Source organism: Fictibacillus gelatini DSM 15865 (assembly GCF_000430745.1).
Lineage (GTDB): Bacteria > Bacillota > Bacilli > Bacillales > Fictibacillaceae > Fictibacillus_A > Fictibacillus_A gelatini.
In genome coordinates this window covers 71387-86361 of the sequence record NZ_AUMP01000003.1, presented here as the reverse complement: position 1 = coordinate 86361, position 14975 = coordinate 71387, and the positions used below count along the sequence as shown (strand labels likewise).

The following is a 14975-nucleotide window of genomic DNA, read 5'->3' as shown; positions in this document are numbered from 1 at the left end:
GGAAACAAATGTTTCCTCAAACGCAAAATTTTTTTTGATTCTCATTTAATAGATAGCTATAATTAGTATAGACATTGTAAAGGAGTGCAAAGAAATGGATTGGATCATTCTTCTGGTTTTAGTTGTAGCCTTAATCGCATATTTTGTTGGTACAGCCCTTTACCGGAAAACGTATTTACAAACATTAACCGAAGAGGACTTTCGAGCAGGTTACCGTAAAGCCCAGCTAATTGACGTACGGGAGCCTGATGAATTTAAAAACGGCCATATTTTAGGCGCGAGAAATATCCCTCTCACACAAATGAGGCAGCGGCTTGGCGAAATTCGAAACGACCAGCCAATTTACCTTTATTGCGAAAGCGGAATGCGAAGCGCAAGAGCTGCACAATTTCTAAAAAAGAAAAAATACAGCCAGCTTTATCATCTAAAAGGCGGTTTCAAAAAATGGACTGGCAAAGTTAAAAAATCTAAATAAAAATAGCCCGGAACCGGGCTATTTTTATTGTTTTTCGTAACGCAATATTGGTTTTCTGGCAGCAGTCGCTTCATCTAGCCGTTTAATAACTGTTGTATGCGGCGCTTCTTGAACGATTTCAGGATTTTCTTCCGCTTCTTTAGCGATTTGAATCATCGCTGCGATAAATTCATCTAGCGTTTCTTTTGATTCGGTTTCCGTCGGTTCTACCATAATAGCTTCCTCTACACTAAGCGGGAAGTAGATTGTCGGCGGATGATAGCCGAAATCAAGCAGACGCTTTGCGATATCAAGCGTACGTACGCCTAATTTCTTTTGCCGCTTGCCGGACAATACAAATTCGTGCTTACAATGCTGATTGAACGGCAAATCAAAATGAGGCTCTAATTTACGCATCATATAGTTTGCATTTAATACGGCATATTCCGATACGTTGTGCAAACCTTCCGGCCCCATCGTGCGAATGTATGTGTAAGCACGGACATTAATTCCGAAGTTGCCGTAATACGGCTTCACACGGCCGATCGATTGCGGACGATCATACTCAAACGTGAATGCATCCCCTTTTTTCATTAAGACAGGTTTCGGCAAGAACGGAATGAGCTCTTTTTTCACCCCTACTGGACCTGATCCAGGGCCACCGCCGCCATGAGGACCCGTAAATGTTTTATGAAGATTTAAGTGAACGACATCAAAGCCCATGTCACCAGGGCGCGTATAACCCATAATCGCATTCATATTCGCCCCGTCATAATAAAGTTTTCCGCCAGCTTCATGAACGATCGCAGCCATCTCTAAAATATGCTCTTCGAAAAGACCGAGCGTATTTGGATTGGTCAGCATAAGTGCGGCCGTATCTTTCCCAACCACACTACGCAGATCATCTAAATCGACAAGACCGCGCTCATCCGTTTTTACGGTTATGGAATCAAATCCTGCAACAGTTGCGGAAGCGGGGTTTGTGCCGTGAGCGGAATCAGGCACAATGACCTTTGTCCGTTCTTTATCCCCATTCGCTTCATGATAAGCGCGAATCATCATTAGCCCCGTCCACTCACCGTGCGCACCGGCAGCAGGCTGCAAAGTGACTTCATCCATACCTGTAATCTCTGCAAGGGTCGTTTGTAAGTTATACATCATTTCCATCGCGCCCTGAACCGTTTCTTCCTCTTGAAGCGGATGAATATGGGCAAACCCGGGATAACGGGCCACATCTTCATTAATTTTCGGGTTATATTTCATTGTGCAAGAACCGAGCGGATAAAATCCGGAGTCAACTCCATGATTCCTTTTCGATAATGCCGTATAATGGCGCATAATTTGCAATTCTGATACTTCAGGTAGTTCAGCATCTTCTGTTCGCATGTATTCGGAAGGAATCAACTCGTCAATGGACACTTCAGGAACGTCTAATGGCGGAATACTGTAGCCAATGCGCCCTTCTTTTGACAATTCAAAAATAAGCGGTTGATCTTGTGTATGCATTATAGTCCCTCCAATACAGTTGCTAATTGATCGATTTCTTCTTTCGTACGCAATTCCGTCACTGCAATTAACATATGATTTTCAAGCTCCGGATAAGTCTTGCCGAGGTCGTAGCCGCCAATGATTCCATGATCTAATAATTTTTTGTTTACTTCTTTTATTGGGCGATTGAATTGAACGACAAACTCATTAAAGAAAGGCCCTTCAAAAGGAACGTTAATCCCTTTTTCAGCCAGCGTTTTTTTTGCATAGTGCGCTTTTTGCACGTTCTGCATTGCAATTTCTTTTACGCCTTGTTTCCCTAGCGCAGTCATCACAACAGATGCAGCGAGTGCGTTTAACGCCTGGTTCGAACAGATGTTTGACGTTGCTTTATCCCGGCGGATGTGCTGCTCGCGTGCTTGCAATGTTAAAACAAATCCCCGTTTGCCATTTTCATCTACCGTTTGGCCAACAAGACGGCCAGGCACTTTCCGCATTAACTTTTTCGTTACGGCAAAATATCCGCAATGCGGTCCGCCGAATCCTTGAGGGATGCCAAAAACTTGCGCGTCACCGACCACGATGTCAGCCCCTAATTTCCCAGGAGGAGTGAGGACACCAAGTGAAAGCGGATTACTTGAAACTACAAACATCCCTTTTTCCTGATGGACGATCTGTTCGATTTCTTTTAACGGCTCAATTTGACCGAAGAAGTTCGGATATTGAATAATCACGCAAGCCGTGCTATCATCAACTACTTGTTTCAATTCTTCAAGATCGGTCACGCCATTTTCAGTGTCCACTTCAACGACTTCAAAATTTTGGCCGTATGCGTAAGTGGCAAGGACCGAACGCGATTCAGGATGAACGCTTTTTGAGACGATAATTTTAGTTCGTTTTGTTTGCGCTGCTGATAAAAGTGCAGCTTCTGCTAATGCAGTTCCGCCATCATACATGGAAGAGTTTGCGACATCCATGCCTGTCAATTCACAAATCATGGTTTGGAATTCAAAAATGGCTTGCAATTCCCCCTGTGAAATTTCCGGTTGATAAGGCGTATACGCTGTATAAAATTCCGAACGCAAAAGGACATGATTAACAATTGATGGAGTGTAATGATCATACACCCCCGCACCTAAAAATGAAGTATAGTCTTTCGTATTCATATTTTTAGCCGCTAATTGGGACATGTATTTAACAAGCTCAGGCTCAGGCAACGCTTCTTCAATTTCAAGGCTTCTTTTCAGACGCACTTCTTCCGGAATATCTTTAAACAATTCTTCCGTAGAAGAAATGCCGATCGCTTCCATCATTTCTTTTTTATCTTGTTCAGTCATTGGCAAGTAACGGAATGTCATTTTGATCCTCCCCTAAATCGTGGTTTAAAAAATAATTTAGCCCTTTTTATAAAATGGAGATTTTACTACGACTGCCCTCAGGCGTTTTTGTCTAATTTGGACTTCTACTTCGGTTCCAAGTTCAGCATATTCTGACTTTACTAGCGCAAGCCCGAGATTTTTCTTCAACGTTGGTGATTGTGTGCCAGTTGTCACCTCACCGATTTTTTCCCCGCCTTTAAATACTTCATAATGGGACCGTGGAATCCCTTTGTCGATCATTTCAATACCGACAAGCTTCCGCGCCACTCCCTCTTCTTTTTGTTTCATTAACGCTTGTTTCCCAATAAAGTCATCTTCTTTATTCAGCTTAACGGCAAAACCGATGCCGGCCTCAAGCGGACTAATATCTTTCGTGAGCTCCTGGCCATAAAGTGCGAGTTTAGCTTCAAATCGAAGCGTATCCCGGCTCCCTAGTCCACATGGCAAAACGCCATCTTCCTTGCCTGCTTCTAATATGGCCTTCCAGAGGTCGGCCACATCTTCAGGACGGCAATAAATTTCAAATCCATCTTCACCTGTATAGCCCGTTCGAGAAACGAGCGCTTTTTTTCCATTAATCAAAACGTCTTCTTTAAACTTGAAGAAGCCAATGGAAGAAAGGTCCGTATCCGTTAATGTTTGAAGAACTTTTTCCGCCAATGGGCCTTGAAGTGCCAATTGGGATACTTGATCTGAAATGTTCGTTAATTCAACTTCACCATCAAGATGGGATTGCATCCATTCAAAGTCTTTATCGATATTCGCTGCATTCACAACGAGTAAAAAGTGATTGTCATTTCGCTTGTAAATGAGAAGATCATCAACCGTGCCGCCATCTTCGTAACACATGGCCGTATATTGTGCACCGCCGTCTATTAACTTGGATACATCGTTCGTCACCATTTTTTGCAAATAAGAAAGCGCCCCGGTTCCTTTCACTTCAAATTCACCCATATGAGAAACGTCGAAAAGCCCGGCACGTGTTCGTACGGCTTCATGTTCCTCTTTTATGCTTGAAAATTGAACAGGAAGTTCCCAGCCGCCAAAATCGATGACTTTTCCGCCATAGTTTTTGTAAAGTTCAAAAAGTGGTGTACGCTTTAATTCTCCCATTGCTTCTCCTCCTTAGATTATTTTTTAAATTCAAACAATTAAAGTAGTATCATCAAGCAGTTAGAAAGCCGCTTTACTTTTACTGCAAAAACTAAAAAAGGACAGAAAAATACACCATCAGTGGCGTATTTCTCTGTCCTTATACCTGAAAGTTTCTCGCAAGCGGTTTTGAATCTCGCCGGAGTTTCCTCTTTGGTGGCTAAACTGAATTAGCACTCTCCAGAGATGCGTCAAACAAGAGTCTTTTTGCCTGAGAGATTCACACTATGCTTGCTCCTTCGGCGCTACATGAAGTAGTCTCTCCCCTTGCCTTCATTCGCAAGTATGCAATTTGGCAGTAACGACAATACTAAAAACATCTAAATTATTTACGTTTGTATAACACATTATTATCCTATCATTTTTATAACGGAAAAAGCAATCATCTTTTTAATTGAAAGGATCACCAATTGATGAATATCGACATTAACTTTCAAAGGGATTGGCATGACCAATTTCTCAAACGAATTGATGATGACGGACCGTGGGCGAACTGGGAACTGTACAATTTAGCATTGGAAGCCGAACGGCATTTATCCATACCGGAGTTCCTCGGACTTCAGGCGCCGAAACATCTCCCCCAGTTGACGTTTCTTCCCCATCAGTTAGAAGTTGCGAAAACTGTTATTGAGAAAATGAACGGCAAAGCGATTTTAGCTGATGAAGTGGGGCTAGGAAAAACGATCGAAGCGGGTTTGATCATTAAAGAATATATGATTCGCGGTCTTGCCCAAAAAGTTCTTATTCTCGTGCCGGCTTCACTTGTTTTGCAGTGGACTACGGAATTGAATCAGAAATTTTTTATACCGGCAGTCGCCCAGAAAAAATCGTATGTCTGGGAACAATGTGATATCGTTGTCTCTTCGATTGATACGGCGAAACGACAGCCGCACAGGGACATCGTCCTCAATCAAGATTATGACATTATCGTCATTGATGAAGCTCACAAACTTAAAAATAAGGCAACGAAAAATTACGAGTTTGTTCAGCATCTAAAAAAGAAATTTTGTTTATTATTAACGGCCACTCCGGTTCAAAACAAAGTCGATGAGATTTTCAACCTAGTCTCTTTATTAAAACCAGGGCATCTTGGGAATCAGGAAAATTTTGATAAAGATTTCCGGAACGATAAATATTCGCTAAAAAATGAAGAAAAATTAAAAGATCTGGTCAACAAAGTAATGATTCGAAACCGCCGTGAAGAAACAGGGTTAAACTGGCCAAAGAGGTACGTTCAATCGATCCCGATTACGCTATCGGAATCCGAACGGCTCCTTTATGACAAAATAACGGAGCTTAAAAAACTGCCTTATTTAAATCGCAGCAAATTTTCGGTCATTACGTTGCAGCGCGAAGTATGCAGCTCCCGGGAAGCCGCTTTTCTCACGATTAAAAATATGCTTGAAAAAAGCGAGGGGAATGCGTTTCCCGATCAGATATTAGTTTCTATAATGAAATTGATTGAAAACGTTACGCAAAATTCAAAAGCGCAAAAAGCGTTGGAACTCATCCAATCGATTGACGATAAAGTTATTATATTTACGGAATATCGAGCGACTCAGCTATTTCTGCAATGGTTCTTGCAGCAGCACGGCATATCTTCCGTTCCGTTTAGAGGCGGGTTCAAGCGCAGCAAAAAAGATTATATGACGCACTTGTTTAAAAACCACGCCCAGGTTTTAATTGCTACAGAAGCAGGCGGTGAAGGGATTAACTTGCAATTTTGCCAGCACATTATTAACTACGACTTGCCATGGAACCCGATGCGCATTGAACAGAGAATTGGCCGCATTCATCGGATCGGGCAACAGGGAGATGTTCACATTTATAATTTCGCGACGAAAGATACGATTGAGGAACACATTTTAAATTTGCTCTACAACAAAATCAACCTTTTCGAAAGTGTCATTGGCGAGCTGGATGAAATCTTAACGAAATTTGAATTGCGAAACATTGAAAATTATATTTCGGACATTCTCATTAACTCCGAAAGTGAAGGAGAAATTCGGGTAAAGATGGACAATTTAGCCTCTTTAATCAATTATGAAGGAGGCATTAAACAAAAAGGGTGGGAAGAACATGCAGCAGCAAGAGATTCATCGTTTTCTTGAACGGTTCTTCGTATCGAATGAGTGCGAGATCCTTGAAAAAACCGCTGACTCTTTAAAAGTCCAGCTTACAATTGAGCTCGATAAACTTTTGATGAACCGCCCGTTTTATTGGCATTATCTTGAGAAGACAGGAGCCGAACCAAACCCGATGACTTTAACACTCTACACTGGACAAGGACAGCCGGCGGACAGTAGCGGGGAATTCATTCACTTTGGCTCTCCCCGCTTGCATCAAATCTTTTCATCGACAAAAAAGCTCGCTTCTTTTATTCGCATGTACGAATCGGTTCCTCATTCCGGGATAAACATCGCCCTCAACCCGTGGCTTTGTATAAATGTAAAAATATCGTATCAATGCGATCGAAAAAAAGATATGATTCATTCTTACGGAATTCATTTAATTAACGGAATCATTGAGGAAAACTTTCATGAGAAACTTCAAACGATACGATTGTCGAAACGGATTCCTGACTATTGTTATACGCTCTCTCCTCTCATTAAACCGGTCAGCGGGTTAAAGCGATTGGAAAATATGATCATTGAAAAAATCCATGAAGACGACCATTCATGGGCCGAGGATGCGCGCATGAGATGGGCCGAAGACGAAGAGCTGCTTAACCGTTTTTACGAGGATATAGAAGAGAAACCCGAATATTACTATGGAGAAAAAGAAGCGTTACAAACGCAATACGAGCCAAAAATAACCGTCTCCATTATAAATGGCGGATTATTTTACCTGGCAAACAGTCAAAAAGGTTAAATTGATTTAAAATCAATTTAACCTTTCTCACTTCATGAATCCGCTTCGAAAACGGTTCATCCGCCGATATACGACATTTCGATTTTGTCTTTCCGGTATTTATATGATAAACGTTCCTCGGAATAACGATCGGTTCGTTTTTTCCATGTTTGATGGATCATTTTACGCAACTCTTCCTCCGAATAGCCGCTGCGCAATGGCGTTTTTACATCTAACCCGTTGGATGCGAACAGACACGTATACAGTTTTCCGTCCGCTGATAGTCTCGCCCTTGTGCAAGAGCTGCAAAACACATCGCTTATCGAGGAAATGATGCCTATTTCACCCCGTCCGTCAATGTATTCATATCTCGTTGCCACTTCTCCGAAATATTGACTTTCTATTTTTTTCAATGGAAGCTCTTTATTGATTTTTTCAATGATTTCTTTTTTCGTCATCACTTCATGGAGATTCCAGCCATTCGTCGTACCAACGTCCATGTATTCAATAAATCGCAATATATAAGGGGTATCTTTGAAAAAACGGGCCATCCTGACAATTTCATGGTCGTTTATCCCTTTACGCACCATCATGTTCACTTTTACTTGCAAGCCCGCAGCATAGGCCGCTTTCATCCCATCTAATACAGCTTGAACCCGGACGCCTCGCCCGTTAATCTTTCCAAAAGTATCGTCATCAAGTGAATCGAGGCTTACGGTTACCCTTTTCATGCCCGCTTTTTTTAAACTGGCAGCCAGCTTCGGAAGCAACACGCCATTCGTTGTAATCGCCAGATCTTCAAGCCCTTTTAATTGATGAAGACGTTCAAGCAATTCGGGCAAGTTTTTTCTAAGCAGTGGCTCCCCGCCTGTGATTCGGATTTTTTTCACGCCAAGACGGATAAACTGCCTGGCAAGCCATACGATTTCATCAAATGTTAGCAATTCCTCTTTTTTTAAGAATGGATAGTCCGATCCGAATATTTCCTCAGGCATACAGTATGTGCAGCGAAAATTGCATTGATCCGTGACAGAAATTCTTAAATCACAGAGCGGCCGATGATATTGATCTTTAATGATCGATTGATCCTCCATTTTCCATCACACTCATTTGCATTTGTTTCTTAAAACTTACCATAAGTTAGCGTGGAATAAAACAACCTTGAACTCATTAATGTTGACAAAAACAAAAATAAAAAAAACGGAAGCACTATCTTTTCTTCCGTTTAAACGCATAACCTAATGCTGTCGGGATTAACCCGAACAAAAAGGACAATGGGGGTTCCTTCGCCTTTCTTTTTTCAGTTCTTCGTTTCTTTCTAATCTCTTTTGGCTCCTCAATATAGCGTACAAATCGCTCGGTCGCCTGTTTTATATAATCATTTGAGGAAGGCATTTTATCACCACTTTTAAATCTTTTTTAATCAGCCTTCCCAACAAGCTTTAAATTTAATCCCGTAATGATTGAATCTGCCGCCTCAACCGGGGTCAGAACCGAAACATCCAGAGTAAAATGACATTGTTCATAAGCTGGCCGTCTCGCTTCATACAAGGCTCTCATTTCCTCTTTCCGATGTTTATTAAACAACGGCCTCGTTTGGTCTTCCTCAAGCCGTTTGACAATCACTTCAAAATCACAATGCAAATATACAATTGTGCCGGCCGCATTCATCATTTCACGATTAGCTTCTTTAAGAGGTAATCCCCCGCCAGTCATAATGACGGCATCGGCTTTCGGCAACAAAAGAAGAGCCTCGGTTTCATACTGTCTAAAGGCATGTTCTCCTTCTTGCCCGAAAATATCCGCAATCCGCTTTCCTTTCCATTCTTCAATATAATGATCCGTATCTATGACAGGCACCGAAAGCTTTTCCCCTAAGACGGTTCCGATCGTTGTCTTTCCCGCCCCCATAAATCCGGTTAAATAGATGGCCCTCAATTTAAAACTCCTTCCGCCCACTTCGTTATTTCATTTTTTTCTTTATTATAAACGATTTGAACGGATTTTGTTTTCCTTTCTTTTGTTTTCCCTCGTATTTCAATAATATATTTCATTTTAGCCCATTCACTAATTTGATAAGTGGCTGACCCTTCCTCATAATTCAGGATGCCGGACGTCTGGGCTTTTCCATCTTTGATGCTTTTCATAAGGTCAACGGCGCTTTTTTCAATGACCGTCTCTAGCTGTAAATTCTCTTGTTGATCCGATATAAACTGCCGCTCGCCTAAATAAAGCAGCAACTGGTGACCTGTCAGCATAACAAGCATCAGGCAAAAAACGAGAACCGTTGGAAAAATGATACCATTATGATTCAGCAAGGATTTTTTCATATAATAGATGCCCGATAAAAAATTTTCGATCATAGTGCTTCCCTGAAATATCTTGAATGTTCACATGAACTTCTATGCCGTTTGTAACAGACGGTTCAAAGCGTTTAATAGATTGAAGCCACGTTTCATGGCCGAGCCCTTTGACTTGCTTGCGGATGATTTGTCCATATTGAGAATAAGTTGCCGTCTCCCCGTCACTATTTGTAATCAATAATTGACGATTCGCCACTCGAATCGATGACGCACTTCTTATTTCTTTGCCAATCTCTGTGAAGAACAATTGCAATTCTTCAAGCCGTACGGCGGGTTCCGCGGGCGGACGAATTACTTTAATAAAAAGCGGGGAAAAAGAGGCGAGCACGACGAAGATGAGTAAAGCGATGATCGTTTCGATTAAGGTAAATCCATTTTTCGTCACTAAAATCATTTCTTGACAGATCCACACCTTTCATATTTCCTGCTATTCTTCCCATTAAATGATACACATATTTTCGGTTCGCCACCATTCGGGAGATAGCGAATAGTAAAGGTCGCTGTAGTCCCTTTTACGATTGGATCGGGAAGAGTAGAGTAAAGCATATAGTCATTAAGGCTATTGTGAAGAAGATCGATCGCTTCACTGTTTTGTTTGATTGTAAACCGTTCTTTATAGAGAGTGTAGAGCATCGGGACCGTCGATGCCGTGACAATTCCTAATATACTTAAAGCCAGAATCGTTTCTAATAGTAGATAGCCTTTACCATCTTTCAACATAAAAGCGACCCACCCCAAGCAGGATAACCATTCGATAATCGCCAACCGGTGTCTGAAAGTGCAGCGTACCCGATTCAATTACATTTCCAATACGATTGTAGGCAATTTGAAGCTTCATTGATGTTGAAAAAACGATGAAGTCTTGCGGAATTTGTTTACGTTTCAAGACTTGATCATTACCAAGACGGATTTCGTAATAATGTTCCTTTTGAAAAAAAATTAATGACGCTTTTTGTTCTGAATGGATCGCCGTTCGCTGTGTTAAATATACGTCTTTTTGTAATTCTTCAAAAAAGTATTCTACTTTTCTCGTTTCTTTCGATTTCTCATAAGAAAAAAGACCGATGGAAAGAACTGTAGCGAGGATCAGAAGAACAATCGCCATTTCAATGAGCGTAAACCCGCCATTTTTCACCTGTTTCTTTGCTAAGATGTCTATCATTTGGCAGGAGGCTTAACAATTCCATCTGCAAAAATTAATTCGCTTCCATCAGGACAAGTTACGTGATCCACATATCCTTCATCGACAAGATCTTGAAGATTGGCAAGCGGCTTTCCTTTATCCGCTTCATACGCCCCGACCTGGCCTTGCACGAGATCCACTGTCGCCTTACAACTCACATTTTTAACGACTTTATTATTTTTCGCCATGCTAGGCAACACGATCAACAGCAAAATTGATATGATTAAAAGGACAATCGTCATTTCGATTAACGTAAATCCGTCTTCTTTTTTTACTAGCTTCACTTTTATTCCCCTTTCATTTAATGGAGCTCATCAGCTCAAACATCGGCAACAGCATACTGACAAACATTAAGAAAACTGTACTGCCAATGATCAAAAACAAAACCGGCTGGGCGATTTGAAAATAACGGGTCACTTTTTCTTCAAATAGTTCCATCAACATGTCGCCATAGTCGATCAGTTCGGGACCGATAGTTCCATTTGCATGCCCATGTGCGACAATATGTGACAATTCCGGAACAAAGTATTTCTTCGCTTTTACAATCCGTTCAAAACCCTCACCACTTAATAGCTCTGTTTTCATGGCAATTGCCTCCTGTTGAAAAAAACGCAAATAATCGTTCTTTTCGAAAACGTTCAATGCTTCATGGATCGATAGGCCTCCTTTCAGTAAAGTTCCTAATTGAATCGAAAAGTAATGGGTAATTAAAAGCGGGAAAAATAAACGAAGAAGAGGCATTCGCTGCAACATTAAAACTTGTTTTGTCGGCTGGTAATTTCGAAACGTTGTAAAATAATAGACAAACAAAAGAAGGATGAAACTTAAGGCGAGTAATCCTATGAATGGAAGGGCATGGATGAAGGCGATAAACAGGCGGGTAAATAGAGGAAAGTCGATATTTAACGATTGATAAAGCGATTCAAATTGAGGAAACAAAAATTGTAAAAACACAACACCGATGATAATGACAATGATCATTAAAAATAGAGGGTAGCGAATCGTTTTTAACAACCGCCTTTTGATTTCTTCCCTTTTTCGCATCATTTCCCGCTTTCTGCTAAACTAAACGATAAATCTCCATGCTTCTCGGAAAAGGATAAATACCCCAACACATGCTCAGGAAACTTATGCTCTGCTAATACGGAATGAAGTGAGAAGCCTGCCCGTAAATACGTTAATATATCTTCAAATATGACTTTTACATCGGGTGATTGATGCAGTTGCACCATTTCAATTGCTTTTGGCAATGTATAACCTTTTTCCAGCAGTTGACCGAGTTTAATTAAAAATTCCGCTTGATTTTCTCTTTTCCACCTCTTATTCCTCTTCATATCCATTACTCCCCAATCCATTTTTCATAACTTGATTCGGGCAAAAAACCAAGCGCGATGCCTTGCTGAATGTAATGTTTAATCGTTTTGTACTTTACATGATCACCGAAACTCGCTCCTTCCATCCAACGCAAGACGTTTTCTAAATCCCGTTCCGCAAGTACTTCATAGACCCCCATCCGTTTCATCTTTCTTCTGCGAAAACAAACCGGATGGCATTCTTCTTTGCAGTATGGACATTTTGTTAGAACAAGGCGTTGAGAAACGACGCCAAGCAATGTTTGTTCAAGCTCACGATAGGTGAAACCTAATTCAAGAAGTCGATAAAGACATCCAACGGAATCCCTGGCGTGTACTGTACTTAACACTAAATGTCCTGTATTGTTAATAGAACACTTATTTTTTTAAATTGCATTTCCGATCTCTTTTAATACCCTTAAGAATAAAGGTGAAAGCTGAATCAAAATATATCCTAAACCGGCGTTTTGGATTGTAGACCAAGCTTTTTCGCTGTTGCCGAACATGAAGAAGAAGCAACCGCCGATCATAACTACAGAAGCGATAGGCAGCGAAATCGCCACTAATAATTGAACGACTGGATCAAGAGCATGGGCGATAATTGACAACGTAGTTTCTCCGATTACTTCTGCCCCTTTATCGAAAACGCCTGCTTGTTGTGCAGCTACTGTTATTGCTGTTGTTGGATCACTCGCATAGGAAGTCATCGTTTTTTCAAACATCGCTAGCGGAATTAACGCGGAACCTGCAGCAAGCGCCATTCCTTTTATATTCTTTTTCTTCTTCTCTTTATATTCGCCGCTCATAAAATCGCGGAAATTAATGGTTTTCGTCCTTCTTAAAGCCAATTGCATGGATACCCCTCCTTATTTAAAATCGGTAATCGTATACACATCGTTATCCAACCCATGACACAATTTTTTTAACTGGCCCCGGCGGTATTCAGTCGTAGTCAGCCAAATTAATTCAAAGTTTGTTAGCAAACCAGTTTCTTTAAACTTTTTGTACTTTTCAATTTTTCTTCGATTCACACTCATTTTTTGGGTACAGTCTACTTCAACGAAGTAATAACGACCATCTACAGTAAACATTGCATCCGCAATAATAAACCCAGTTTTTTTAGTACCTATTTTGGGTTCGTTTTTCCATGTTTCTGGCTGACCAAAGGCGATGTACAATTCGTTACGCATTAGATAATGTTTGGCTTGTAAGGTCTTTTTTCGTACAGTTTGGCTGCCGATCCGTTCTCTTCCTTCTTTGTTCAGATAATAAACTGTCTCCCCTTCACGAAACGAAGAGAGGAACTGTTTCATATCTGCTAAGACTTTCCGAGCGTTTCTGTCCCCGCCTAATTGGTGAATTCGCTGAATTTGACTGCGGCTAAGGTATCCAAGTTTCTTCAATGATAAGAGGATCGCTTCCTCCCTCATCTCCTTTAGCAATTGGCTCACTCCTTTCCTGGATATGTGGCTGAATAATTTCGTCTATTTGTTCACTACTGATGTAAGGCGTTTGGACAATGACACGCTGATCCGGCATCTGATAAATAGCGCGACCACGAATCATTGGTAATTCCTCTGCCCCAACCTCATCTAAAACAACCCGGGAAGCTGTGCCGTTTTGTACGCGAAAACAAAGTTTGGCATCGGAATTTTGCTTACACTGCCGGGGTATCACGTCACCAGTCGGGTATTGTGTGGCGAGGATTTGACGATAGCCTAAACCCGCTCCGAGCCTTGCGATTTGTGACATATAGGTTTGGCATTCTTCTTTAAGCTGCCTTTCCTCTTTTGATACAGCTTCCATAGGATTAAGCTCCCCGACTTCATCAACAATAACGAAGTGACGGTCATAACCTTTCGCCTCCTGTACTTTTCTGCAACCATTTTTCCTTAATTCTTGTTGCCTAGCTTTCATTTCATAGACAACCGCTTTTAGAGCATCCCTTGCTTCTTCCGGCTCCCCAGCAATATGAGCCACTTGTTTAAGGTTTTCGTACCCTCCAAACTCCATCAATCCCTTAAGATCGATTAACGTAAAACGAATCTTTTCAGGCTTTTTATGAATAAGTGAACAAATAAGCATATTTAATAAATTCGATTTACCGTATCGGGAAGTGCCACCTAGAACCAAATGAGGAATTTTTTCAAAGTCATGTTTAATTAATTCTGAGCGAGTAACGCCGAAAGGAACTTCCCAACCGCAGCATTGATTAAGTAAATCGTCAGAAAACATTAATTCCTCTGGCAAGGATTGTTCATACACTTTCACATGAAGCATTCCGTCATAGGACAGCTCTATTTCCTTCTGTATACGTTTTTTCTTGTTAAGCAAGGTCTTTAGTTGGGCATGGATGTTTTGTTTAAAATTGAGGCGTTTAAGGTCGTCTAACGAAATGTCTAGAATCTGCTTTTTGTTGTTTAGGCCATCCTGGATATGATCAAGCTTCTTTTCGAAGTCTTTTGAGGATAATCCTAATGGAATTCGATAAACATACTCCGTTCCCCATTCATGTTTTTTTCTTCGATAAAGTTGGACATTCCGCATAACTTTCTTTTTGTTTTCATCTTCAAAAACCACCAATCCGCAATTTTTAAAAATCCGTTGAAGCTTTGCTGCATCGTTTGTTAATCCGTTCTGTTTTAAATACGAGTAACCGACAATCGAACCCATCACCGCTGACGAGAGAATTGAAAAGAACACACACCACCCCTCCTTTAGCATTACGACAGTAATAGTCCCTAAAAAACGGAA

At 41.0% G+C, this 14975-nt stretch carries 20 protein-coding genes and 1 riboswitch; of the genes, 3 read left to right on the top strand and 17 right to left on the bottom strand.

The features are described from left to right. Positions 1-94 precede the first annotated feature (94 nt). Positions 95-475: a rhodanese-like domain-containing protein gene (locus H538_RS0105865; protein ID WP_026676802.1), complete on the top strand. Its 381-nt coding sequence runs from the start codon at positions 95-97 to the stop codon at positions 473-475. Positions 476-499: 24 nt separating this feature from the next. On the opposite strand, the gene gcvPB is transcribed toward H538_RS0105865, so the two are convergent. Genes gcvPB through gcvT form a run of 3 tightly spaced genes read right to left on the bottom strand, consistent with a single transcriptional unit; the run spans position 500 to position 4434 of the window. Continuing rightward, on the bottom strand, positions 500-1960 hold the full coding sequence (gene gcvPB / locus H538_RS0105860; protein ID WP_026676801.1) for an aminomethyl-transferring glycine dehydrogenase subunit GcvPB: 1461 nt from the start codon (positions 1958-1960) through the stop codon (positions 500-502). After that, entirely contained in the window at positions 1960-3300 is a 1341-nt protein-coding gene (gcvPA, locus tag H538_RS0105855; RefSeq protein WP_026676800.1) for an aminomethyl-transferring glycine dehydrogenase subunit GcvPA, read from the bottom strand. The genes gcvPB and gcvPA overlap by 1 nt, the downstream gene beginning before the upstream one ends. Before the next feature lie 36 nt (positions 3301-3336). Next, a complete protein-coding gene (gene gcvT, locus H538_RS0105850) occupies positions 3337-4434 on the bottom strand; it encodes a glycine cleavage system aminomethyltransferase GcvT (RefSeq protein WP_026676799.1) in 1098 nt (365 codons plus the stop codon). A 228-nt stretch (positions 4435-4662) separates the two neighbouring features. Beyond that, positions 4663-4750, bottom strand: a riboswitch (glycine riboswitch). Between the two features lie 136 nt (positions 4751-4886). Between gcvT and H538_RS0105845 the strand changes: the two genes are divergently transcribed. Further along, complete coding sequence (locus H538_RS0105845) at positions 4887-6584, top strand: DEAD/DEAH box helicase (protein ID WP_026676798.1); 1698 nt, start codon at positions 4887-4889, stop codon at positions 6582-6584. Beyond that, positions 6553-7344, top strand: a complete 792-nt coding sequence (locus H538_RS0105840) for a YqhG family protein (protein ID WP_026676797.1) — start codon at positions 6553-6555, stop codon at positions 7342-7344. Before H538_RS0105845 ends, H538_RS0105840 begins: the two co-directional genes overlap by 32 nt. A 56-nt stretch (positions 7345-7400) precedes the next feature. Here the strand turns inward: H538_RS0105840 and moaA are convergent, their stop codons facing one another. The 14 genes from moaA to H538_RS0105770 form a co-directional block, all read right to left on the bottom strand. Beyond that, entirely contained in the window at positions 7401-8417 is a 1017-nt protein-coding gene (gene moaA, locus H538_RS0105835) for a GTP 3',8-cyclase MoaA (RefSeq protein ID WP_026676796.1), read from the bottom strand. Positions 8418-8532: 115 nt separating this feature from the next. After that, positions 8533-8718, bottom strand: a complete 186-nt coding sequence (locus tag H538_RS0105830) for a YqzE family protein (protein WP_026676795.1) — start codon at positions 8716-8718, stop codon at positions 8533-8535. Between the two features lie 24 nt (positions 8719-8742). Continuing rightward, on the bottom strand, positions 8743-9261 hold the full coding sequence (locus tag H538_RS0105825) for a shikimate kinase (RefSeq protein WP_026676794.1): 519 nt from the start codon (positions 9259-9261) through the stop codon (positions 8743-8745). Then, positions 9258-9653, bottom strand: a complete 396-nt coding sequence (comGG, locus tag H538_RS0105820) for a competence type IV pilus minor pilin ComGG (RefSeq protein ID WP_161627197.1) — start codon at positions 9651-9653, stop codon at positions 9258-9260. The genes H538_RS0105825 and comGG overlap by 4 nt, the downstream gene beginning before the upstream one ends. Then, entirely contained in the window at positions 9628-10098 is a 471-nt protein-coding gene (gene comGF, locus H538_RS0105815; protein ID WP_154657912.1) for a competence type IV pilus minor pilin ComGF, read from the bottom strand. Before comGF ends, comGG begins: the two co-directional genes overlap by 26 nt. Continuing rightward, positions 10077-10406, bottom strand: coding sequence for a type II secretion system protein (locus H538_RS0105810; protein ID WP_026676791.1), 330 nt, complete (start codon positions 10404-10406; stop codon positions 10077-10079). Before H538_RS0105810 ends, comGF begins: the two co-directional genes overlap by 22 nt. After that, complete coding sequence (gene comGD / locus H538_RS0105805) at positions 10390-10848, bottom strand: competence type IV pilus minor pilin ComGD (RefSeq protein WP_026676790.1); 459 nt, start codon at positions 10846-10848, stop codon at positions 10390-10392. The genes H538_RS0105810 and comGD overlap by 17 nt, the downstream gene beginning before the upstream one ends. Then, positions 10845-11153: a competence type IV pilus major pilin ComGC gene (gene comGC, locus H538_RS0105800; protein WP_026676789.1), complete on the bottom strand. Its 309-nt coding sequence runs from the start codon at positions 11151-11153 to the stop codon at positions 10845-10847. The genes comGD and comGC overlap by 4 nt, the downstream gene beginning before the upstream one ends. A 13-nt stretch (positions 11154-11166) precedes the next feature. After that, positions 11167-11916 (bottom strand): type II secretion system F family protein, encoded by a 750-nt coding sequence (locus H538_RS0105795; RefSeq protein WP_081412587.1) that lies wholly within the window; start codon positions 11914-11916, stop codon positions 11167-11169. Continuing rightward, complete coding sequence (locus H538_RS0105790) at positions 11913-12203, bottom strand: type II secretion system F family protein (protein WP_026676787.1); 291 nt, start codon at positions 12201-12203, stop codon at positions 11913-11915. The genes H538_RS0105795 and H538_RS0105790 overlap by 4 nt, the downstream gene beginning before the upstream one ends. Before the next feature lie 5 nt (positions 12204-12208). Then, a complete protein-coding gene (locus H538_RS0105785; RefSeq protein WP_081412585.1) occupies positions 12209-12592 on the bottom strand; it encodes an ATPase, T2SS/T4P/T4SS family in 384 nt (127 codons plus the stop codon). Positions 12593-12607: 15 nt separating this feature from the next. After that, entirely contained in the window at positions 12608-13075 is a 468-nt protein-coding gene (locus H538_RS0105780) for a hypothetical protein (RefSeq protein WP_026676785.1), read from the bottom strand. A 12-nt stretch (positions 13076-13087) separates the two neighbouring features. Further along, entirely contained in the window at positions 13088-13624 is a 537-nt protein-coding gene (locus H538_RS0105775) for a replication-relaxation family protein (protein ID WP_245595194.1), read from the bottom strand. Beyond that, positions 13602-14924 carry an FtsK/SpoIIIE domain-containing protein gene (locus H538_RS0105770; RefSeq protein WP_026676783.1) on the bottom strand — a complete coding sequence of 441 codons (1323 nt, stop codon included), beginning with the start codon at positions 14922-14924 and terminating at the stop codon, positions 13602-13604. Before H538_RS0105770 ends, H538_RS0105775 begins: the two co-directional genes overlap by 23 nt. Positions 14925-14975: the final 51 nt, after the last annotated feature.